The organism is Pseudomonas sp. XK-1 (genome assembly GCF_038069885.1).
In the GTDB taxonomy this organism is placed as follows: Bacteria; Pseudomonadota; Gammaproteobacteria; order Pseudomonadales; family Pseudomonadaceae; genus Aquipseudomonas.
Genome location: NZ_JBBPES010000004.1, coordinates 93912 through 115075 on the forward strand (window position 1 = coordinate 93912; position 21164 = coordinate 115075).

At 62.3% G+C, this 21164-nt stretch carries 22 protein-coding genes; 14 read left to right on the plus strand and 8 right to left on the minus strand.

All coding sequences use genetic code 11. The features are described from left to right. The first annotated feature begins 99 nt into the window (after nt 1–99). The 3 genes from WMW70_RS11400 to WMW70_RS11410 all read left to right on the plus strand — a co-directional run bounded on the left by WMW70_RS11400 (nt 100) and on the right by WMW70_RS11410 (nt 2885). Nucleotides 100–351 carry a hypothetical protein gene (locus WMW70_RS11400; protein WP_341437633.1) on the plus strand — a complete coding sequence of 84 codons (252 nt, stop codon included), beginning with the start codon at nt 100–102 and terminating at the stop codon, nt 349–351. Between the two features lie 461 nt (nt 352–812). Next, entirely contained in the window at nt 813–1523 is a 711-nt protein-coding gene (locus WMW70_RS11405; protein ID WP_341437634.1) for a 4'-phosphopantetheinyl transferase family protein, read from the plus strand. A 72-nt stretch (nt 1524–1595) separates the two neighbouring features. After that, the gene (locus tag WMW70_RS11410; RefSeq protein ID WP_341437635.1) at nt 1596–2885 is read left to right on the plus strand and encodes a M18 family aminopeptidase; all 1290 of its coding nucleotides are present in this window, start codon (nt 1596–1598) and stop codon (nt 2883–2885) included. A 107-nt stretch (nt 2886–2992) separates the two neighbouring features. Here WMW70_RS11410 and WMW70_RS11415 read toward each other — a convergent pair whose 3' ends face one another. Further along, nucleotides 2993–3709 (minus strand): UTRA domain-containing protein, encoded by a 717-nt coding sequence (locus WMW70_RS11415; protein ID WP_325509097.1) that lies wholly within the window; start codon nt 3707–3709, stop codon nt 2993–2995. Nucleotides 3710–4051: 342 nt separating this feature from the next. On the opposite strand from WMW70_RS11415, the gene WMW70_RS11420 reads away from it, so the two are divergent. The 8 genes from WMW70_RS11420 to zapE all read left to right on the plus strand — a co-directional run bounded on the left by WMW70_RS11420 (nt 4052) and on the right by zapE (nt 11036). Continuing rightward, nucleotides 4052–5110 carry an ABC transporter substrate-binding protein gene (locus WMW70_RS11420; RefSeq protein ID WP_341437636.1) on the plus strand — a complete coding sequence of 353 codons (1059 nt, stop codon included), beginning with the start codon at nt 4052–4054 and terminating at the stop codon, nt 5108–5110. Nucleotides 5111–5165: 55 nt separating this feature from the next. Further along, nucleotides 5166–5972, plus strand: coding sequence for an alkaline phosphatase family protein (locus WMW70_RS11425; protein ID WP_341437637.1), 807 nt, complete (start codon nt 5166–5168; stop codon nt 5970–5972). After that, nucleotides 5972–6811 (plus strand): ABC transporter permease, encoded by an 840-nt coding sequence (locus WMW70_RS11430; RefSeq protein WP_341438044.1) that lies wholly within the window; start codon nt 5972–5974, stop codon nt 6809–6811. The genes WMW70_RS11425 and WMW70_RS11430 overlap by 1 nt, the downstream gene beginning before the upstream one ends. Continuing rightward, nucleotides 6798–7592 carry an ABC transporter permease gene (locus tag WMW70_RS11435; RefSeq protein WP_341437638.1) on the plus strand — a complete coding sequence of 265 codons (795 nt, stop codon included), beginning with the start codon at nt 6798–6800 and terminating at the stop codon, nt 7590–7592. Before WMW70_RS11430 ends, WMW70_RS11435 begins: the two co-directional genes overlap by 14 nt. Continuing rightward, the gene (locus tag WMW70_RS11440) at nt 7589–8578 is read left to right on the plus strand and encodes an ABC transporter ATP-binding protein (RefSeq protein ID WP_341437639.1); all 990 of its coding nucleotides are present in this window, start codon (nt 7589–7591) and stop codon (nt 8576–8578) included. Before WMW70_RS11435 ends, WMW70_RS11440 begins: the two co-directional genes overlap by 4 nt. Further along, nucleotides 8578–9231, plus strand: coding sequence for an HAD family hydrolase (locus WMW70_RS11445; protein WP_341437640.1), 654 nt, complete (start codon nt 8578–8580; stop codon nt 9229–9231). Before WMW70_RS11440 ends, WMW70_RS11445 begins: the two co-directional genes overlap by 1 nt. Nucleotides 9232–9480: 249 nt before the next feature. Continuing rightward, on the plus strand, nt 9481–9915 hold the full coding sequence (gene arsN2 / locus WMW70_RS11450) for an arsenic resistance N-acetyltransferase ArsN2 (RefSeq protein ID WP_341437641.1): 435 nt from the start codon (nt 9481–9483) through the stop codon (nt 9913–9915). After that, entirely contained in the window at nt 9915–11036 is a 1122-nt protein-coding gene (gene zapE / locus WMW70_RS11455) for a cell division protein ZapE (RefSeq protein WP_341437642.1), read from the plus strand. The genes arsN2 and zapE overlap by 1 nt, the downstream gene beginning before the upstream one ends. Nucleotides 11037–11105: 69 nt before the next feature. Here the strand turns inward: zapE and ahpF are convergent, their stop codons facing one another. From ahpF to WMW70_RS11470, 3 genes are all read right to left on the minus strand, one after another. Continuing rightward, nucleotides 11106–12659, minus strand: coding sequence for an alkyl hydroperoxide reductase subunit F (gene ahpF / locus WMW70_RS11460; protein WP_341437643.1), 1554 nt, complete (start codon nt 12657–12659; stop codon nt 11106–11108). 217 nt (nt 12660–12876) lie between these two features. Beyond that, complete coding sequence (gene ahpC, locus WMW70_RS11465; RefSeq protein ID WP_341437644.1) at nt 12877–13440, minus strand: alkyl hydroperoxide reductase subunit C; 564 nt, start codon at nt 13438–13440, stop codon at nt 12877–12879. 116 nt (nt 13441–13556) lie between these two features. Beyond that, the gene (locus WMW70_RS11470) at nt 13557–14522 is read right to left on the minus strand and encodes an NAD(P)H-quinone oxidoreductase (protein WP_341437645.1); all 966 of its coding nucleotides are present in this window, start codon (nt 14520–14522) and stop codon (nt 13557–13559) included. Between the two features lie 129 nt (nt 14523–14651). Between WMW70_RS11470 and WMW70_RS11475 the strand changes: the two genes are divergently transcribed. Together WMW70_RS11475 and WMW70_RS11480 are read left to right on the plus strand one after the other, a co-directional pair. Beyond that, nucleotides 14652–16733 (plus strand): carboxy terminal-processing peptidase, encoded by a 2082-nt coding sequence (locus WMW70_RS11475; RefSeq protein WP_341437646.1) that lies wholly within the window; start codon nt 14652–14654, stop codon nt 16731–16733. A gap of 93 nt (nt 16734–16826) precedes the next feature. Continuing rightward, entirely contained in the window at nt 16827–18587 is a 1761-nt protein-coding gene (locus WMW70_RS11480) for a bifunctional diguanylate cyclase/phosphodiesterase (protein ID WP_341437647.1), read from the plus strand. Between the two features lie 22 nt (nt 18588–18609). Here WMW70_RS11480 and WMW70_RS11485 read toward each other — a convergent pair whose 3' ends face one another. Genes WMW70_RS11485 through WMW70_RS11495 form a run of 3 tightly spaced genes read right to left on the minus strand, consistent with a single transcriptional unit; the run spans nt 18610 to nt 19762 of the window. Continuing rightward, a complete protein-coding gene (locus tag WMW70_RS11485; protein ID WP_341437648.1) occupies nt 18610–19080 on the minus strand; it encodes a sel1 repeat family protein in 471 nt (156 codons plus the stop codon). Beyond that, nucleotides 19080–19445 carry a hypothetical protein gene (locus WMW70_RS11490; RefSeq protein WP_325509116.1) on the minus strand — a complete coding sequence of 122 codons (366 nt, stop codon included), beginning with the start codon at nt 19443–19445 and terminating at the stop codon, nt 19080–19082. The genes WMW70_RS11485 and WMW70_RS11490 overlap by 1 nt, the downstream gene beginning before the upstream one ends. Beyond that, a complete protein-coding gene (locus tag WMW70_RS11495; protein WP_341437649.1) occupies nt 19442–19762 on the minus strand; it encodes a helix-turn-helix domain-containing protein in 321 nt (106 codons plus the stop codon). The genes WMW70_RS11490 and WMW70_RS11495 overlap by 4 nt, the downstream gene beginning before the upstream one ends. A 174-nt stretch (nt 19763–19936) precedes the next feature. Here WMW70_RS11495 and WMW70_RS11500 point away from each other — a divergent pair, with 174 nt between their 5' ends. Beyond that, a complete protein-coding gene (locus WMW70_RS11500) occupies nt 19937–20335 on the plus strand; it encodes a hypothetical protein (RefSeq protein WP_341437650.1) in 399 nt (132 codons plus the stop codon). Between the two features lie 12 nt (nt 20336–20347). Here WMW70_RS11500 and WMW70_RS11505 read toward each other — a convergent pair whose 3' ends face one another. Next, nucleotides 20348–20794: a YkvA family protein gene (locus WMW70_RS11505; protein WP_341437651.1), complete on the minus strand. Its 447-nt coding sequence runs from the start codon at nt 20792–20794 to the stop codon at nt 20348–20350. Nucleotides 20795–21164 lie beyond the last annotated feature (370 nt).

Consider the following 21164-nt stretch of genomic DNA (forward strand, 5'->3'; position numbering starts at 1 on the left):
ACGGGTACCCGTGTAGCGTTTTTACCGTTGATGAAGAAAAGTACCGACCCCTGGCCGGCAGGTGCCCTCTAACGCCTGTCGCCAGTGGAGGGGCCTCTCATGAGCCAATTACCCGAACCAGTCTTGCAGGCCATGCTGCGCGGCGACCACGACCAGGCCATTCGCCTGCTTGGCCTGAACCAGGGCATCAGCCCGCAAGCAGCCCAGGAACAGATAAATACCCACCTCGACCAAAAACCGCCAATTCGCCTGCGCGGGGTCGGCATGGTTGGTCTGAGCAGGACCAACGCCCAGGTCTGGCTGGGCCTGATTGCACTGATGGCGGTGGTTTATCTGGTGCTAATGAGCTGAGCACAAGGATGGGCAAGTCACGCAGTGCTAAGCGTCATCACATCGCGGCCTGGGGTACGGCTGCGCTCAAATCTTGGTGAGGATTGTGCCCCGCACAGCCGGCATTTGTCTTACCTATGCGGCGTAGGCGAAGAGTCACCCCGCCCCACTCTCTGTTGCAGGCAACCTCTAACGGCTGTCTAGCCAATTTCTAGCGCCACATCCAAAAATGTGGCAACCATAAATGGCAGGCATAAAAAAACGGGAGCCCAAACAGGCTCCCGTACTCATTCTCAGAGAAATGCCGGAACAAGCCTCAGGCCTGCGCCAGCTACAACCTCACCTGCGTCCCCGAAGAGACGCATGCCGCAGTGTGGCAAAAAAGCCTGGGCAACTCCGTTTAGCTTTGTTGCCGCTTTGCAAAGAAATGTAAACGCCTGCGCCAGCTGGCCGTACTAAGCGCCGCGCGGCAGAATAGGCCAATGAATACAGCCTACTTGCCATCCTGCTGCAGCCCGCTGAATGACCACTGGCCATTACCGCACCAACTGCCGTCAGTGCAGTTGATCAGCACCACCTTCAACCCCGATCTGCTGGGTGCGACGGATTTCAGCCGCTGCGCAGTCGAGCCCGTGCGCGGCGTAGCCAAGCGCCAGGCCGAATACCTGGCCGGGCGCCTGTGTGCGCGTGAGGCCTTGATGCGCTTGACCGGTAAAGCGGCAGTTCCGGCCTGTGGCGAAGACCGCGCACCGCAGTGGCCAGCCGGCATGGTCGGTTCCATCACCCACGGCAGCGGCTGGGCCGGTGCATTGGTGGGCAACAGCACAGATTGGCGCGGCCTGGGCCTGGATATCGAGAAAATCATGCCGGCCAGCCGCGCCGAACGCCTGGCTGGGGAAATCCTTACCCCAGCCGAACTGCTGCGCCTCGACAGCCTGCCCGCCGCGCAACGGGCACAGCGCATCAGCCTGACCTTCTCGCTCAAGGAAAGCCTGTTCAAGGCCCTCTACCCGCAGGTGCTGCGCCACTTCTATTTCCAGGATGCCGAACTGCTGAGCTGCGATAGCGAACAAAAGGCGCGCCTGCGCCTGCTGATCGATCTGCATGCCGACTGGCCCGTCGGCAGCGAAGTACAGGGCCAGTTCGCCGAATTCGATGGTTATCTGCTGAGTCTGGTCAGCATCGCCGCCTGATCTGTGGATGCGCCCTGCCCAATGGGCAGGGCAAATCCGTTAAACTCCGGCCATTGCCGCCTGGAGTACCACATGCGTGACTCACTGAATCAAGGCCTGATCGAATTTCTCAAGGCCTCGCCCTCCCCCTTCCATGCCACCCGCAGCCTGGCCCAGCGCCTCGAGGCCGCAGGCTTTGAGCAGCTGGACGAACGTGCCAGCTGGCATACCGAAGCCGGTGGCCGCTATTACGTAACCCGCAACGACTCTTCGATCATCGCCTTCAAGCTGGGCAAGCGTTCGCCCGTGGAAGGCGGTATTCGCCTGGTCGGCGCGCACACCGACAGCCCCTGCCTGCGGGTCAAGCCGCAGCCGGAGCTGCAGCGCCAGGGCTTCTTCCAGTTGGCGGTGGAGGTCTATGGCGGTGCCCTGCTCGCCCCCTGGTTCGACCGCGACCTGTCCCTGGCTGGCCGGGTGACCTACCGCCGCGACGGCAAGGTGGAAAGCCAGCTGATTGACTTCCAGGACCCTATCGCCACCATCCCCAACCTGGCCATTCACCTAAACCGCGAGGCCAACCAGGGCTGGGCGATCAACCCGCAGACCGAGCTGCCGCCGATCCTGGCCCAGCTGGCCGATCCGGAGGCAGCGGATTTCCGCGCCCTGCTCACCGAGCAACTGGCCCGCGAGCACGACTTCAGCGCCGATGCCGTACTCGACTATGAGCTGAGCTTCTACGACACCCAGAGCGCCGCGGTCATCGGCATCAATCGCGACTTTATCGCCGGCGCGCGCCTGGACAACCTGCTGTCCTGCTACGCCGGCCTGCAAGCCCTGCTCGCCGCCCCGGACGAGGAAAGCTGCGTACTGGTATGTACCGACCATGAAGAGGTCGGCTCCAGTTCGGCCTGCGGTGCCGACGGGCCGATGCTCGAACAGGTGCTGCGCCGGGTACTGCCGGAGGGCGACGGTTTCGTGCGCAGCATTCAGCGCTCGCTGCTGGTATCCGCCGACAACGCCCATGGCGTACACCCCAACTACCCGGACAAGCACGACGAGAACCACGGCCCCAAGCTCAACGCCGGCCCGGTGATCAAGATAAACAGCAACCAGCGCTACGCCACCAACAGCGAAACCGCCGGGTTCTTCCGCCACCTGTGCCTAGAAAATGAAGTGCCGGTGCAGAGCTTCGTCACCCGCAGCGATATGGGTTGCGGCTCCACCATCGGTCCGATCACCGCCAGCCAGCTGGGCGTGCGCACCGTCGACATCGGCCTGCCCACCTTCGCCATGCACTCGATCCGCGAACTGGCCGGCAGTCATGATCTGGCGCATCTGGTGAAAGTGCTGACGGCGTTCTACGCGAGTGCTGAACTGCCGTAACGCTCTTTATCTTAAACCTCGCGACATCGTAGGGTGGATGGCGCTTTATCCATCCACCAAGCCGCGATGGTAGATGAAAAAGCGCCATCCACCCTACGCAGTTACCGTTACTCCGGCACCTCGACGCTCACATGCAGGGCGTCGTGGCGCCAGAACTCCAGATCGCAATCGATTAGCCGGCCATGCTGGTCGCGGTTGATCCGCACGATACGCAGCGCCGGGCTGCCCACCGCGACTTTCAGGGCCGCCGCGGCTTCGCTGTGCAGGGCCGTGGGCACCATATCGAAACGCACCCGGCCGTAATGAATGGCGTATTCGCTGGCATACAGCTCGGTCAGCGAACGGGTCAGGTCGAAATCGAGGATGCCGGCAAAGTAATTCGGATTGAGGTAGTGCTCGACATAGAGCACCAGCCGCCCGTCGATGCGCCGCGCGCGGCGAATCTGGTAGACACTGGACAACGCCGGCAAGGCCAGTATCTGGCAGATCTCGGCACTGGCCGGAATCAGCCGAGCGCTCAGCACCTCGGTGGCCGGCACCCGCCCCTGTTCGCCGACCATGGCATGGAAGTGGCTGCGCACCAGCGGGTTATAGGCCACCCGTGGCGGCGAGACGAACCAGCCGCGGCGCTCCTCACGGTAAATCAGGCCCTGAGCCTCCAACTGGCCCAAGGCCTCGCGCAGGGTAATACGGGTGGTATCGAACACCTCGCTGAGCTTGCGCTCGGCCGGTAACTGGCTGCCGGAAGGCAGCAGACCATGCTCGATCTGCTCCTCCAGTGCCCGGCATATGGCAGTGACTGCCCGCGGCGCTTCATCGCGCATCAAGACCTCCAGATTTGGACTAGTCCAGCCCCATTCCAGGGCATAAAACGGCTTACACAGCCGAGACAACTCTGTTGCAAGTTTAAGCAGTCTAGATGACCGCGCCGTGACAATTTTCTGGCAAGTCCAGCACAAACCCGGCTAACCGGCGTCTGCAGGCGAGTAATCACCTGCTTATTCATGGTCTACGCTTGTCATTCGCCAGTCTGGCGAAGGGTTTGCAGATCGGCAAATAGCCAACTTACATAAAACTGTCATTTAACTGGCCTAAATTGGCCTGGGTCTTGCTGATCTAGACCAGAACTTTTCACCGCACGCACTTTGATCGCAAAGGAGTTTCCAATGAAACAACTGCTGCTGGCCTCACTGATGGGCTCGGCCATTGCCCTGGCCACCTCGGCCATGGCTGCTGAAACGGACTTGCAAGCACTGGAACAAGCCGCGCGCGCCGAAGGCGCGGTGAACAGTGTGGGCATGCCGGACAGCTGGGCCAACTGGAAGGACACCTGGGTCGACCTGAACAAGCTGTATGGCTTGAAGCATATGGACACCGACATGAGCTCGGCCCAGGAGATCGCCAAGTTCGCCGCCGAGAAGGACAACGCCACCGCCGATATCGGCGACGTCGGCGCGGCCTTCGGCCCCATCGCCGTGCAACAGGGCGTGACCCAGCCGTACAAGCCGAGCACCTGGGAACAGATCCCGGCCTGGGCCAAGGACAGCGACGGCCACTGGATGCTGGCCTACACCGGCTCCATCGCCTTTATCGTCAACAAGCAGCTGGTCAAGGACATCCCGCGCTCCTGGGCCGACCTCAAGACCGGCACCTATAAAGTCTCCGCCGGCGATGTCAGCACCGCCGCGCAGGCGGTCAACGGCGTACTGGCCGCCGCCATCGCCATGGGCGGCGATGAAAGCAACGTCAAACCGGCCCTGGAGTTCTACGGCGAACTGGCCAAGCAGGGCCGTCTGTCGCTGGCCAACCCGACCATCCAGACCCTGGAAAAAGGCGAAGTGGAAGTCGGCGTGGTCTGGGACTTCAACGGCCTGAGCTACCGCGACCAGATCGACCCCGAGCGCTTCGAGGTGCTGATCCCGTCCGACGGTTCGGTGATCTCCGGCTACAGCACCATCATCAACAAGTGGGCGAAGAACCCCAACGCCGCCAAGCTGGCCCGCGAGTACATCCTCAGCGACGCCGGCCAGATCAACCTGGCCAAGGGCAATGCCCGGCCGATCCGCGCCGAGCACCTGACCCTGCCAGCCGAGGTGCAATCCAAGCTGCTGCCCCAGGAGCAGTACGCCAAGGTGCAGCCGATCAAGGATGCCGCCGCCTGGGAGAACACCTCCAAGGCCCTGCCGCGCCTGTGGCAGGAACACGTCATCATCAATATGAACTGATGCGATCTGGCCCCGGATGAACCCGGGGCCAATTCGGTTGCTAAGGCTTTAAATCATGTCGTACAACGTCATCCTCGTGGTTCTGGATGGCTTGAGCTATCAGGTGGCTCAGCATGCGCTGGGGCATCTGCAGGCTTACTGCCAGGCTGGACGCGCCGCGCTGTATAAGCTCGACTGTGAACTCCCGGCCCTGTCACGCCCGCTGTATGAAGCGATTCTGACCGGTGTCGCCCCCATCGACAGCGGCATCGTCCATAACGATGTAGTGCGCCTGTCGAACCAACGCAGCGTGTTCCACTACGCCCGCGACGCCGGGCTGACTACCGCCGCCGCGGCCTATCACTGGATCAGCGAGCTGTATAACCGCGCCCCTTTCCAGGCCGCCCGCGATCGCCACACCAGCGATACCGAGTTGCCTATCCAGCATGGCCACTTCTACTACGCCGACCACTACCCGGATTCGCACCTGTTCGCCGATGCCGACAGCCTGCGCCTGCGCCATGCGCCCAACCTGCTGCTGGTGCACCCGATGAACATCGACGACGCCGGCCACAAGCACGGCCTCGACAGCCCGCAGTACCGCAACAGCGCACGCCGGGCCGATGTGCTGCTGGCCGACTATATCCAGCCCTGGCTGGATGCCGGCTACCAGATTCTGGTCACCGCCGACCATGGCATGAACAACGACCGCAGCCACAACGGCCTGCTGGCCGAAGAGCGCGAAGTGCCGCTGATTGTCCTCGGCAGCGCCTTCAGCCTCGACCCCAACGCCCAGCCCAGGCAGCTGGAGTTGTGCGGAACGGTCTGCGAGCTGCTCGGCATCCCCCATGACAAACCCTTCTGCCGGGAGCTTCTGCAGTGATCAAAGCCCTACGTGGCAAGTGGCTGGCAGTGCTGTGCCTGCTGCCCTTCGCCCTGTTCTTTATCGCCTTTCAGGTCGCGCCGCTGCTCTGGGTCGCCAGTAATAGCCTGAATGCCAGCGATGGCTGGGGCCTGGGCAACTTCCGGGAAGCCTTCGCCTCGCCCTTCTACCGCCAGGCCATCCGCCACAGCCTGGAGGTGAGTTTCTGGTCGAGCCTGATCGGCATCAGCATCGCCATTCTCGGCAGCTATTCGTTGCGCCAGGTCAGCAGCCGCCTGCGCGACTTCGTCATGGCCTTCTCCAATATGACCAGCAACTTCTCCGGGGTGCCGCTGGCGTTCGCCTTTATCATCCTGCTCGGTTTCAACGGCGCGCTGACCATCCTGCTCAAGCAGGCGGGGATCATCGAAGACTTCAACCTCTACTCGAAAACCGGCCTGATCGTGCTCTACAGCTACTTCCAGATTCCCCTGGGCGTGCTGCTGCTGTACCCGGCCTTCGATGCGTTGCGCGAAGACTGGCGCGAATCCGCCGAACTGCTCGGCGCGAGCAACTGGCAGTTCTGGCGGCATATCGGCCTGCCGGTGCTGACCCCGGCGCTGCTCGGCACCTTCGTCATCCTCCTGGCCAACGCCCTGGGGGCCTACGCCACGGTGTATGCGCTGACCACCGGCAACTTCAATATCCTGCCGATCCGTATCGCGGCGATGGTTTCCGGCGACATCTTCCTCGACCCGAACATGGCCAGCGCCCTGGCGATGATCCTGGTCGGCCTGATGACCCTGATCACCCTCGTCCATCAATGGCTGCTGCGCCGGAGCTACCATGTCGCCCGCTGAAAAACGCTCGCCGCTGTTCCACCAGCTGGTGGTCTATCTGCTGTTTCTGATCCTGCTGCTGCCGCTGCTGGGCACCCTGCTCTACTCGCTGTCGACCAGCTGGTCGGCGAGCATCCTGCCCAGTGGCCTGACCTTCAAGTGGTACCTGGCGCTGTGGAGCGATGCACGCTTTCTCGCCGCCTTCGGCCGCTCGCTGCTGGTGTGCTTCGCCGCCCTGGTGCTGGCGCTGGTGCTGATCCTGCCGCTGTTGTTCGTGGTCAACTACCACTTCCCCAGGCTCGACGGGCTGATGAACGTGCTGATCCTGCTGCCCTTCGCCATTCCCCCGGTGGTGTCCTCGGTGGGCCTGATGCAGCTGTTCGCCGGCGGCCCGCTGGCGATCCTCGGTACGCCGTGGATCCTGATCGGCACCTACTTCACCATCGCCCTGCCCTTTATGTACCGGGCGATCAGCAACAACCTGCAGGCGATCAACCTGCGCGACTTAATGGATGCCGCCCACCTGCTAGGGGCCAGTACCTGGCGCGCGGCCTTTATGGTGGTGCTGCCGAACCTGCGCAAGGGCCTGATGGTGTCGGTGTTCCTGTCCTTCAGCTTCCTGTTCGGCGAGTTCGTCTTCGCCAACCTGCTGGTGGGCAGCCGCTACGAGACCCTGCAGGTGTACCTGTACAACATGCGCAACGACAGCGGTCACTTCACCAGCGCCCTGGTGATTTCCTATTTTATGTTCGTGCTGCTGATGACCTGGGCGGCCAACCGCCTGAATAAGGACCAGTCATGAGTTATCTGAGTATCCAAGGCCTGCACAAGAGTTACGGCTCAACCGCGATCTTCAGCGATATCAACTGCGAGATCGGCAAGGGCGAATTCATCACCCTGCTCGGCCCTTCCGGCTGCGGCAAATCCACCCTGCTGCGCTGCATCGCCGGCTTAACCGGGGTCAATGGCGGGCAGATTCGGCTCGACGGCCAGGACCTGGTGCCCGTTGCCCCGCAGAAACGCGGCATCGGCATGGTGTTCCAGAGCTATGCGCTGTTCCCCAATATGACCGTGCGGCAAAACGTCGCCTTCGGCCTGCGCATGCAGAAGATCAAGGGCAGCGAAGCCGAGCAGCGAGTCAAGGAAGTGCTGGAGTTGGTCGAGCTCAACGACTTTGCCGAGCGCTACCCGCAGCAACTGTCCGGCGGCCAGTGCCAGCGCGTGGCCCTGGCCCGCTCGCTGGTCACCCGCCCGCGCCTGTTGCTGCTCGACGAACCACTGTCGGCACTGGATGCGCGGATTCGCAAGCACCTGCGCGAGCAGATCCGCGCCATCCAGCGCGAGCTGGGCCTGACCACCGTCTTCGTCACCCACGACCAGGAAGAAGCCCTGGTCTTGAGCGACCGTATCGTGCTGATGAACGCCGGCAAAATCGTCCAGAGCGGCGATGCCGAGACCCTCTACACCGCCCCGGCCGATGCCTTCGCCGCCGGCTTTATCGGTAACTACAACCTGCTCGATGCGGCAACCGCCAGCCATCTGCTCGGCCGGCCGATCGGCAGCCGCGTGGCGATCCGCCCGGAAGCCATCCAGATCGGCGCACAAGGCAGCATCCAGGCGCAGATCCGCAGCCACAGCCTGCTCGGCAACGTGATCCGTTACCGCGTCGAGGCCCGCGGCGTCGAACTGCTGGTCGATGTGCTGAATCGTTCGGCCAGCGACATGCACGCCAGCGGTCAGCACATCAATCTGAACATCGAAGACAACGCAATCTGTGAGGTGGCCTGATGGCCCTGGCAATTTTCGACCTGGACGAAACCCTGATCGGCGGCGACTGCGCCAGCCTCTGGACCCAGGAAATGGTCAAGCTCGGCTGGGCCGACGGCGACAGCTTTATCGCCCATGAGCAGGAGCTGATGCGCCAGTACGCCGCCGGCAGCCTGGCCATGGAAGACTATATGGCCTTTACCCTGTCGCCCCTGGTCGGGCGCACCGCCGAGGAAGTCGCCCATGTGGTCGAGCCTTTTGTCGAGGACGTGATCGAACCCATCTTCTACAGCGACGCCACCCGCTGCCTGGCCAACCATCGCGCCGCCGGCGACCGCCTGCTGGTGATTTCCGCCTCGGCGCACTTTCTGGTCAGCGCCATCGCCGAACGCCTCAAGGTCGGTGAAGTGCTGGCCATCGACCTGGAACAGCAGCACGGCCACTACAGCGGCCGCACCCAGGGCGTACTGACCTACCGCGAAGGCAAGGTCAACCGCCTGCACGCCTGGCTGCAAGAACAGGGCGAAACCCTTGAGGGTGCCTACTTCTACTCCGATTCGCGCAACGACCTGCCGCTGCTGCAGGTGGTCGACAAGCCCCACGTGGTCAACCCCGACCCGACCCTGCTGCAGCACGCCCAGCAGGCCGGCTGGCCGATCCTTAGCTGGCGCTGATGGCAAGCGGCGCTCAGTGTTACCAGCAGGGCTGGCGGGCTCTGCGAAACCCGTAGGAGCGTCTGGGCGGCACTCCGCCATGACCGCGAAAATCCTTGCGTGTATCGCGGTCGTGAAACCACGCGCCCCGCCCACACCTACAAGAGCCAGGCATGTCGACAGCCACCAACTCAGCTGTAGCCTTTGCCAAACGCTCGGGTAAAGTAGCAGCGCGACGCCGACCCGATTGTCTCGCCCACCTGGACACCCATGAACGTTTACCGTTATCCGCCGGCTGCGGCCGCCAAGGCGTTACTGGCCGCGGCCGGACTGCCAACGGCCGACCTTACGGCCGAACACTTCGCGCACTTTATCGCTGCCGGTCCTGCGCAGGCACCCGAAGCGCTGATCGGCCTGCAGCCTTATGGCGAGGTGGCGCTGCTGCGCTCACTGGTGGTCAGCCCAGAGGCGCGCGGCAAGGGTTATGGCAGCGCACTGGTCACCGAGATCGAAGCCTATGCACAGCAACTCGGTGTGCGCGAGCTGTACCTGCTGACCAACAGCGCCGAAACCTTCTTCAGCCGTCGTGGTTACAGCAGCGTCGAGCGAGCCGGCGTGCCTGAACCAATCCGCCAGACCGCCGAATTCTCCAGCCTCTGCCCCGCCAGTGCGGTGTGTATGCACAAGCGGATCGAGGCGCGCTGATGGACTGCAGCTCCCCGCTCGCCGCCTACCAGCAAGCCATCGACCGCGACGGTTTCAAATCCGACCCCGCGCAGTGGCAGGCCGCCCAGGCCTTGCACGACTGCCATCAGGCCTTGCACCAAACCACAGCGACCCAGCCCGTGAGCGGGGTCTACCTGTGGGGGCCGGTGGGGCGCGGCAAGACCTGGCTGATGGACAGCTTCTACAAAGGCCTGAAGGTCCCGGCGCGGCGTCAGCACTTTCACCACTTTATGCGCTGGGTGCATATGCGCCTGTTTCAGCTCACCGGCACGCCGGACCCGCTACAGGCGCTGGCCGTGGAGTTGAGCGTTGAGGTGCGCGTGTTGTGCTTCGACGAGCTGTTTGTCAGCGATATCGGCGATGCGATCATTCTCGGCCGCCTGTTCCAGGTGATGTTCGAACAGGGCGTGGTGCTGGTGGCCACCTCCAACCAGCCGCCTGAACTGCTGTATGCCGAAGGTTTCAACCGCGAACGTTTTCTGCCTGCGGTGGCCGCCCTGCAGCGGCATATGCAAGTGGTGAGCCTCAACGGCGAGCAAGACCACCGCCTGCACCCTGGCACCGCCCATACCCGCTACTGGGTCGCCACGCCCGGGCTGCCCAGTGTGCTCAGTCGGGCCTTTAGTCAGCTGGCCGCAGGCAAGCCCAGCAGTGATCAACCGCTCACGCTCGGTAACCGCAGCGTGCAGGCCCTGCGCCACTGCGACAGCGTGCTCTGGTGCCGTTTTGCCGATCTGTGCGAACAGCCCTTGGCCGCGCCGGACTTTATCGCCCTGTGCGACCGTTTCCAGGCCATTCTGCTCAGCGAAGTGCCGAACCTGAGCAGCCCGCAACGGGCGGCGAAGATCGCCCGCGGCACCGAAGATGGCGTGGAACGGGTGCAGGCCGGTGATCGCCAGTTGCCCGCCCTGTCGGTCAAGGATGACAGCGTGCGGCGCTTTATCGCCCTGGTGGATGAGTGCTACGACCGCAAGGTGCCGCTGTACCTCGAAGCCCAGGTGCCACTCGCCGAACTCTATACCGAGGGCTACCTGAGCTTCGCCTTTCGCCGCACCCTAAGCCGTTTGCAGGAGATGCAGTTGCAGCGCTTTGGTGCTTAAAGCCTGCACAAAAAAGCGGACAACCCGTGAAGGTTGTCCGCTCTTGTGCGACCTAGAGCTTCTAGCTTATTAGCTGCGAATCAGGTGATCGAAGGCGCTCAGGGAGGCCTTAGCACCCTCGCCCACGGCGATAACGATCTGCTTGTACGGCACGGTAGTCACGTCACCGGCGGCAAATACGCCAGGCACATTGGTACCGCCCTTGGCATCGACGATGATCTCGCCACGGGGCGACAGCTCAATCACGCCCTTGAGCCAGTCGCTGTTGGGCAACAGGCCGATCTGCACGAAGATGCCTTCCAGCGCGATGCTGTGCAGCTCGTCAGTGTTGCGGTCCTTGTAGACCAGGGCACTGACCTTCTGCCCGTCGCCTTGAACCTCGGTGGTCAGCGCGCTCTTGATAATGGTCACATTGGCCAGACTGGCGAGCTTCTTCTGCAGCACCGCATCGGCGCGCAACTGGCTGTCGAACTCGATCAGGGTGACATGGGCAACGATGCCGGCCAGGTCGATGGCCGCTTCCACGCCGGAGTTGCCGCCGCCGATCACCGCCACCCGCTTGCCCTTGAACAGCGGGCCGTCGCAATGCGGGCAGTAGGCCACGCCCTTGCCGCGGTATTCCTGCTCACCGGGTACGTTCATCTCCCTCCAGCGTGCACCAGTGGCCAGGATCAGGGTCTTGGCTTTAAGCGATGCACCGCTTGCGAACTGCACTTCATGCAGGCCACCCTCACCCTGGGCCGGGATCAGCGCCGTGGCGCGCTGCAGGTTCATGATGTCGACTTCGTACTGCTTGACGTGCTCTTCCAGAGCGCGAGCCAGCTTCGGCCCTTCGGTTTCCTGCACCGAGATAAAGTTCTCGATGGCCATGGTATCCAGCACCTGACCGCCGAAACGATCGGCGGCGACGCCGGTACGGATGCCTTTGCGCGCGGCATAGATAGCCGCCGCCGCGCCCGCCGGGCCACCACCGACCACCAGCACGTCGAAAGCCTGCTTGGCGCTCATCTTCTCAGCATCGCGGCTGGCGGCACCGGTGTCGATCTTGGCGAGTATTTCCTTTACTTCCATACGGCCGGAGGCGAACACCTCACCATTCAGGTAGATGCTCGGCACGGCCATGATCTGGCGGCGCTCGACCTCTTCCTGGAACAGCGCGCCGTCGATGGAGACGTTGCGAATATTCGGGTTGAGCACGGCCATCAGATTCAGCGCCTGAACCACGTCCGGGCAGTTCTGGCAGGACAGCGAGAAGTAGGTCTCGAACTCGAACTTGCCTTCAACAGCCTGAATCTGCGCGATGGTTTCGGCATCCAGCTTGGACGGGTGACCGCCTACCTGCAGCAGCGCCAGTACCAGCGAGGTGAACTCGTGGCCCATGGGGATGCCGGCGAAGGTCAGGCCGATGTCCGCACCAGGGCGGTTGAGCGAGAACGACGGACGGCGAGCATCGCTGCCATTGATCTTCAGGGTGATCTTGTCGGTCAGGCCGACGATGCTCTGGAGCAGTTCGAGCAGCTCCTGGGATTTCGCGCTGTCATCGAGGGACGCGACGATCTCGAACGGCAGGGTGACCTTTTCCAGGTAGGCCTTCAACTGGGTTTGCAGGTTAGCGTCCAACATGGCGGATAGTCCTCAATGACAAGAATTTTGGGCAATAAAATGCCCGGGCGGATCGCGCCCGGGCATCGGGCACTAGTAAGGCTGGATTACAGCCCTTAGCGCATGGATCAGCAGAAAACGCATTGGGAAACGTTGCGAGCGAAGGTCAGGCAAGGCGCAACGACCATCGTGAGTAACAGCCGTAGGCTGGCCGAGCGCAGTAGTTTCCCGGGCGTTTTTAGATCTTGCCAACCAGGTCCAGCGACGGAGCCAGAGTCTTCTCGCCTTCTTTCCACTTGGCTGGGCACACTTCGCCTGGGTGAGCAGCGGTGTACTGGGCAGCTTTCAGCTTGCGCAGGGTTTCCGATACGTCGCGAGCGATTTCGTTGGAGTGGATTTCAACGGTCTTGATCACGCCTTCCGGGTTGATCAGGAAGGTGCCGCGCAGGGCCAGGCCTTCTTCTGCGATATGCACGCCGAAAGCGTTGGTCAGGGCGTGGGTCGGATCACCCACCAGCGGGAACTGAGCCTTGCCTACGGCAGGTGAGGTTTCGTGCCAGACCTTGTGGGAGAAGTGGGTGTCGGTGGTGACGATGTAAATTTCGGTGCCGGCGTCGCGGAACGCAGCGTAGTTGTTGGCAGCGTCTTCGATTTCAGTCGGACAGTTGAAGGTGAAGGCAGCCGGCATGAAGATCAGTACCGACCACTGGCCTTTCAGGGATTGCTCGGTCACTTCGATGAACTTACCGTTATGGAACGCATTGGCCTTGAACGGTTGAACCTGGGTGTTGATAAGAGACATCGTGGATTCCTTGTGAGGGTTGAAAAAGCTACAGGGCGAATCTTAGCCACTTCGGCGCAGAAAGCTTATTGATTGCCGCCATGGTTTCGATTGATTAAGCCAATCGACACACCGGTTTATACTAGGGTCGGATCTATCACTAGCACCAGCTTGCCGTTGACCCGATTGCTCGCCAGCTCGGCAAAAGCCGCTTCGGCCTCTTCGACCGGGAAACTGCCCTGCAGGTTCGGCTTGAGCCGCCCTTCGGCGAACAGCGGCCAGACGAACTGCTGCAGATCGTGCAGCAGCGCAGCCTTGAACTGCTCGTCGCGGCTGCGCAGGGTCGAGCCGATCAGCTGGATGCGTTTGCCCAACAGCAGGGCAAAGTCCAGTTCGGCCTTGCGCCCCCCCATCAGGCCAATGTTGACCCAGCGTCCGTCCTGAGCCAGCAGCCCCAGGTTGAGCGCCGCGTAATTGCCGCCGACCGGATCGAGAATCACATCGAAAGGGCCGAAGTCGCCCAGGGCCTGCAGCGGCTCATCACCACGCAGCGCACCGCCCTGAGCCCCCAGGGCTTCACAGTAGGCCAGACGCTCCGGGGAGCCGACACTGACCCAGCACGGGCTGCCAAAGGCCCGGCACAGCTGGATAGCCGCCGAGCCGACGCCACTGGCACCGGCATGCAGCAACACCTTCTCGCCGGGCCTGAGGCCGGCCAACTGAAACAGATTGAGCCAGGCGGTAGCGAACACCTCGGGCAGCGCCGCGGCTTCCTGCAGCGTCACGCCCTCAGGCACGGGCAGGGCATGACGGGCGTCGACCACCACCTCCTCGGCCATGCCGCCACCGGCCAGCAGCGCGCAGACCCGATCGCCCACCTGCCAGTCGCAACCGGCCCCCACCTCGCTGACGATACCGGCACACTCCAGGCCCAGCACCTGGCTGACACCAGGCGGTGGCGGATAGAGCCCGGCGCGCTGCAACAAGTCGGCACGATTGAGTCCGGCAGCCCCTACGCGAATGCGAATTTCCCCCACATCACAGGCCGGAGCGGGTTGCTGCGCCCATACCACACGGCCTTCAACGCCTTGCAATGCCTTCACGCTGCCTCCATAGTGCATTTAAACCCTGGCCTGGCGCTGAGCGCCGGGCTTTTGCATTGCGCCGATGGAACCGGGCGCCCTTATTGACGGCCTAATATGCGTTATCAACTGCCCACACGTCGAATTAGCATGAAGCGATCCCTGCTTAGCGTCACCCTTGCCTTCTCAGTTGCGCTGAGCGCCTTGCCGTTGGCGGCGAAAACCACCAGCGTCGATTCCTGGGAGTATCTGCAGCCTGACCGCGAGCAGGTGATTGCCAGCCTCAACGTGGTCGAACTGCTCAAGCGCCACCACTACAACAAGCCACCGCTGAATGATGAGCGCTCGGTAAAGATCTATCAGGGCTACCTGAAGATGCTCGATCCCTCGCGCAGTTACTTCACCGCAGGCGATATTGCCGAGTTCGATCAATGGAGCACCAGCTTCGACGACCTGCTCAAAAGCGGGAACCTGGAACCCGGTTTTATCATCTACAAACGCCACCTAGAGCGCTTGCAGAGTCGCCTGCAGTTCGCCTTGGACATGCTCGAACAGGGGGTCGACAAGATCGACTTCGGGGTCGATGAAACCCTGCTGATCGACCGTGAAAACGCGCCCTGGGCCAAGAACCTTGCTGCCCTCGACGACCTCTGGCGCAAACGCGTCAAGGATGAAGTGCTGCGTCTCAAAATCGCCGGCAAGGAACCCAAGGCCATCCAGGAACTGCTGATCAAGCGCTACAAGAACCAGCAGGCACGTCTGCAGCAAACCCGTGGCGAAGATGTATTCCAGTCCTACATCAACGCCTTCGCCATGTCCTACGACCCTCACACCACCTACCTCTCCCCAGATAACGCGGAGAACTTCGACATCAATATGAGCCTGTCGCTGGAAGGTATCGGTGCCGTGCTGCAGAGCGACAACGAACACGTCAAGGTGGTGCGCCTGGTTCCGGCCGGCCCTGCGGAAAAGAGCAAGCAGATCGCCCCCGCCGACAAGATCATCGGCGTCGCCCAGGGCGACAAGGAAATGGTCGACGTGATCGGCTGGCGCCTGGATGAAGTGGTCAAGCTGATCCGCGGTCCGAAAGGCTCCAAGGTCCGCCTGGAAATCATCCCGGCCAGCAATGCACCGAATGACCAGACCAGCAGAGTGGTCGCCATCACCCGCGAGGCGGTCAAGCTGGAAGAGCAGGCGGCGAAGAAGTCGGTACTCAAGCTCACCCATGAAGGCAACGACTACAAGCTGGGCATCATCGAGATCCCGGCCTTCTACCTGGACTTCAAGGCCTTCCGTGCCGGCGATCCGGATTACAAGAGCACCACTCGCGACGTCAAACGCCTGCTTACCGAGCTGGAAAAGGAAAAAGTCGACGGTGTGGTCATCGACCTGCGCAACAACGGCGGCGGCTCGCTGCAGGAAGCCACCGAACTGACCGGCCTGTTTATCGACCAGGGTCCCACCGTACTGGTGCGCAACAGCGACGGTCGCGTCGATGTGCTGGCCGATGAAAACACCGGCATCTACTACAAAGGCCCGCTGGCCGTGCTGGTCAATCGCCTGTCCGCCTCGGCCTCGGAGATCTTCGCCGGTGCCATGCAGGACTACCACCGCGCGCTGATTCTCGGCGGCCAGACCTTCGGCAAGGGCACGGTACAGACCATCCAGCCGCTCAACCATGGCGAGCTGAAGCTGACCCTGGCCAAGTTCTACCGGGTTTCCGGGCAGAGCACCCAGCACCAGGGGGTGATTCCGGACATCCAGTACCCGGACATCATGGACACCAAGGAAATCGGCGAGAGCGCCCTGCCCGAGGCCCTGCCATGGGACAGCATCAAGCCGGCGATCAAGCCGGAGCTGGACCCGATCAAGCCGTTCCTCGCTGAACTGCAGTCCCGCTACGACAACCGTACGGCCAATAACGCCGACTTCACCTTCGCTCGCCAACGCCTGCAGCTGTCGCAGACGCTGATGGAAGAAACCACCGTCAGCCTCAACGAGAGCAAGCGGCGCGCCCAGCACAGCGATATCGAGAGCAAGCAACTGGCCATCGAGAACGGTCTGCGCAAGGCCAAGGGCGAAACCTTGCTGAGCAAGCTCAAGGTAGAGGACGAGGACGCATTGCCGGCTGAGGACAAGAAAACCAAACCGGAAGATGATGCCTACCTCACCGAAACCGGGCGTATCCTGCTCGACTACCTCGGTTTGAACACTCGCCTGGCCAAACACTAAACAGCGAGCGTCATCAAAGGGTCATCAAACTGTCGTGAAATGCGGGGACTGGTCGCAAGCCAGTCCCCGTTTTTTTATGCACAGAGAGCCGCCATGACCGTCACCGAGCAGTTCAGCGCGTTGGACTCCATCCTCGCCAATGGCGACCTGCACAGCCTGTTTCAACCCATTTTCTCGCTCTCCGAGCGGCGCATCCTCGGCTACGAAGCCCTCAGCCGCGGCCCGTCCAACAGCGCCCTGCACTCACCGATCAACCTGTTTGCCGTGGCGCGCAGCGCAGGCCGCCTGAGTGAGCTGGAACTGCTCTGCCGCAAGAATGCCTGCCGGCGCTTCAGCCAGCTCAAGCTTGAGGGCAAGCTGTTTCTCAACGTCTCGCCGGACTCGTTGATGGAACCCAAGCACCAGCCGGGGCGCACCCTGCAGCTCCTGCAAACCCTGGGTATTCCACCGAGCCAGGTGGTGATCGAACTGACCGAGCAATCGCCTACCGACGATTTCGCCCTGCTCGACACCGCTCTGCACCACTACCGCGCCATGGGCTTTTCCATTGCCCTGGATGACCTCGGTGCCGGTTATTCGAGCCTGCGCCTGTGGTCTGAGCTGCGCCCGGACTATGTGAAGATCGACCGTCACTTTATCGATGGCATCCATCAGGACACCGTCAAGCGCGAGTTTGTCGGCTCCATCCTGAAAATGGCCAAGGCCTCCCGCGCCCAGGTAATTGCCGAAGGCATCGAATTGCCCGAGGAACTGGCCGTGCTGGCGGAAATGGGCGTCGACCTGCTTCAGGGATACCTGCTCTGCCGCCCGCAGGAACAGCCACCGCGTGATGCCTTCAATCTGCTGCCCAGTGCCTCGACCAGCAGCCCGCTCAGCGAAGAAGCCAGCGACCTGCGCGGCTTGCTCAATCCACAACATGCAGTGGCCCTGAGCACCCCCACCAGCGAAGTGCTGGAAATGTTTCGCGCCCAGGCCAACCTGAACTCGCTGGCGGTACTCAACGAGGCACAAGAGCCCGCCGGCATTGTGCATCGCCATTTATTGGCCGAAGCCTTGCTCAAGCCCTTCGCCAACGAACTGTTCGCCCGCAAACCGATCAGCCGGCTGATGAGCGATGACTATCTGGCGGTGGAGTCCAGCCAGTCGCTGCAGCAGGTCAGCCGCCTGCTTACCAGCCGCGCCCGCCAGCGTATCGAAGAAGACTTCATCATCATTGAAAACGGCCGCTATGTCGGCCTGGGCCGGGTGATCGATGTGCTCAAGCTGATTACCGAACTGAAGATCCAGCAGGCCCGCTACGCCAACCCGCTGACCCTGCTGCCGGGCAACGTGCCGATCCAGCAGTGCCTGACCCGCTTGTTGCAGCAGAGCCGCGAAGCCGTGGTGTGTTATGTGGATATCGACAACTTCAAGCCGTTCAACGATATCTACGGCTACGCCAAGGGTGACGAAGTGCTGCTGAGCCTGGCGCAGTGCCTGAACGACCGGGTCGACCCGGCGCGAGATTTTGTCGGCCATATCGGCGGCGACGACTTTCTGCTGGTGCTCGGCTCACAGGACTGGCGCGCGCGGCTCAATCGCCTGCTGGAAGATTTCCAGAGCCAGTGCCGGCGCTTCTACCGCGAAGAAGACCTGCACGCGGGCTGCTTTGTCGCCCATGACCGCAGCGGTAAACGGCAGGAATACGCCCTGCTCTCGCTGTCCCTGGGGGTGGTGCATGTGCACCCCGAGCAGTGCGCGCTATTGGATGCCAGCCAGCTGGCAGCCTTGGCCTCGGAGGCCAAACGCCACGCCAAGGCGGTACCGGGTTACAGCCTGCATATCATCGATACCCAGGCCGACACGGCGGCCTGATCACAAAGGCTGGCCGGCTAGATCAGAGGCCACTCAGGCGATTGGACAGCGCAGAGAAATGCTCGGCCTGCGCCGCATCGGCGGCAACACCCGCAGCGCCAGTGCGGTACAACTCAGCCAGACGATAGGCCGCCGCCGGATGCCCGGCTTGCGCGGCCAGGGTCCACCAGTAGATGGCCTGCTGCGCATCCGCGGCATGCTGGGTATCACCCGCCAGGCTCAGCACGCCGAGCTGGTAGGCGGCCTTGGCATCGCCAGCCCTGGCCGCCAGACCGAGCAAACGCCGACCTTCAATGCGTGCGCCCAGACCCTGACCGCGAAACAGCAGAATATGTCCGTAGAAGCTTTGCGCCTGACAATCACCCAGATTGGCCATGCGGGCAAACTGCCCTTCCAGCCAGCGCCAGGCTCGCGGTTGCCTGACCAGCCAGGCCCAATGGAACAGGCGGCGCGCCAGCAGATAGCCGACACGCGCACGCAGCGCGCCGAACATCAGGCGTCTTCCGGGTAGCTGAACTCGAACACCCGAGCCACTTCAGCAGCATGCCAGGAGGCTGCGGCGATGCCATCGGACGCACCGCTAAAGCGGCCCAGGCGACTCACGCATTCAAAGAAGCCGGTGCGCGGCAGACGACTGGCACCCTGACTGATCACCAGGGCACTGCGCAGCGGGCGCTCGGCCCGTGCGTCCATGGCCGCCAGATGCTCCAGGGCCGCTGCCAGGGTCTGCATCGCCGGGCTGGGCAGTGCCAGCCGCTCGATCAGCGCCCTGTAGGTCAGCAAATGCCGTTGCCGCTGGGCATCCTCAAGCTCGGCGAGCAGAGCTTGCCAGTGTTGTCGACTGATGCTCACGCTCAAGGCTGTAACTCCCAACCATCCACACCCAGATGCCAGGCCAGGGCGCGCTGAATAGCGGCATCCGGCTGACGCTCGCCGCTTTCGATCATGCCCAGATAATGCGGGCTGATGCCCACGTTGCGCGCCAGCTGCTCGGCGCTCAGGCCTTTGGCCTCACGCAGAGCCGCCAGTTGGCTCAAGTTCGGCCGCCCCACGGGGGCAGCCTGTTCGGCTGCTGGGGCTGTGCGCCCGGCCGCCTGCAATAACGCCTGATACTGCGCCCAGGGCAATACCGCATATTCCGGCTCACCGTCGCGCTCGATCACCTGCACATTCATCTATCCATCTCCATGCCAAGGCTGGGACGCCAATGACTCGCAACAACAGCGACACAACGCCCCAGGCACTCTCTTAGCCACTCCAGTTCAGGTCCGCATCTTAACAGCCCGCTGCGGCAAAACGCGTGTTCTATGCTGCCCCTGCGACACCCAGTGCACACCGAGGGCCGTGCCTTGCGTAGATTGCCATTCCCAGTACTGACCAGTTGCAGCGCGTGGAGCAGCGCCGAGGAGATACGCTGGGGCTTCGCCACCGCCGATGGCATGCCCTATGTCGAGGTGGTCGCACAGCAACTGCACGGCGGTTTTATCTATCGCCTTGGCCAGCAGGCCAGCGAACAGCCCGGTTATGTCTACGGCGTTCCGCTGATGGCCGCATTCGCCAACCAGCAGATCATCCGCCAGGACCTGCGAGACCCCGGCAGCGGCCTGAACCTGCCGCGCAAACAGCGCCTGGACGCCATTATCGAGATGCGCCGCCCCGCCAGCTTCAAGCTGACCAAGCTGCTGGACGCACCACTGCAGACCTTGCGCGATCAAGCGGCAATCAACCGGCTGCTGGGCGATACCTGAACAGCCTGAAACCTAGTTCTCCAGCCCCTGCTGCGGCTCATCCGCCACCGGCAAACGCTCTATCTCGCGCAATGTCTCGGGAGACTGGGCCATGCGCCAGGCCTGAAATGCCGCAAGTTCCTCGCGCCAGGTACGCAGCACCCAGGCCAGCACTGCCAGGTCGTCGACAAAGCCGATCGCCGGCAACCAGTCCGGTAGCGCATCCATGGGGGTAACGAAGTACAGCAAGGCCGCCACAACCGCCAGTAACGCTTGCCGGCTGACGGCTCGGTACTCGCCCCGCCACCAGGCCAGACACAACCCCTGCAAAAGCTCCAGATCGCCGCGCAAGGCCGCCAGAGAGGCCCCGGCCTTTTCCCGTTTGTGCGCCACCGACAGGAGCAACCCGGGTAAACGTCCTGCGCCGAGAAAACGTTGTGCCAAAAGCAGGTAACGCGCGAATCTTTTCGGAGCTTTCATCGCCTTATCCCTTCAATCCCGCATGCTTACTGGGCTGGCCCGGGTTATCCACTAAAGCTGTGGATAACCTTGTGAACAGATTATCTATAACCCCTGCAAACGCCCAGCCCATGCGGCCTCGCCACGGATCGGGTATTTTTTATCCACCACCTTAAAATCCATATAAATCAATAAGTTAAAAATAACAAATGGTTTCTATGGGCATCTTGTCGCAGGCCCCGACAAAGACTATGGAAAATGTGCATAACCGTAACAGCCATACCTCGATAATGCTTTTTCAAGACCCTTCAGTCACGCTTGAAAGCACTTTACCGAGGGCAGAAACAACAACGCCCCGTCGAGACGGGGCGCTGTACACAGCAGAGGCTTA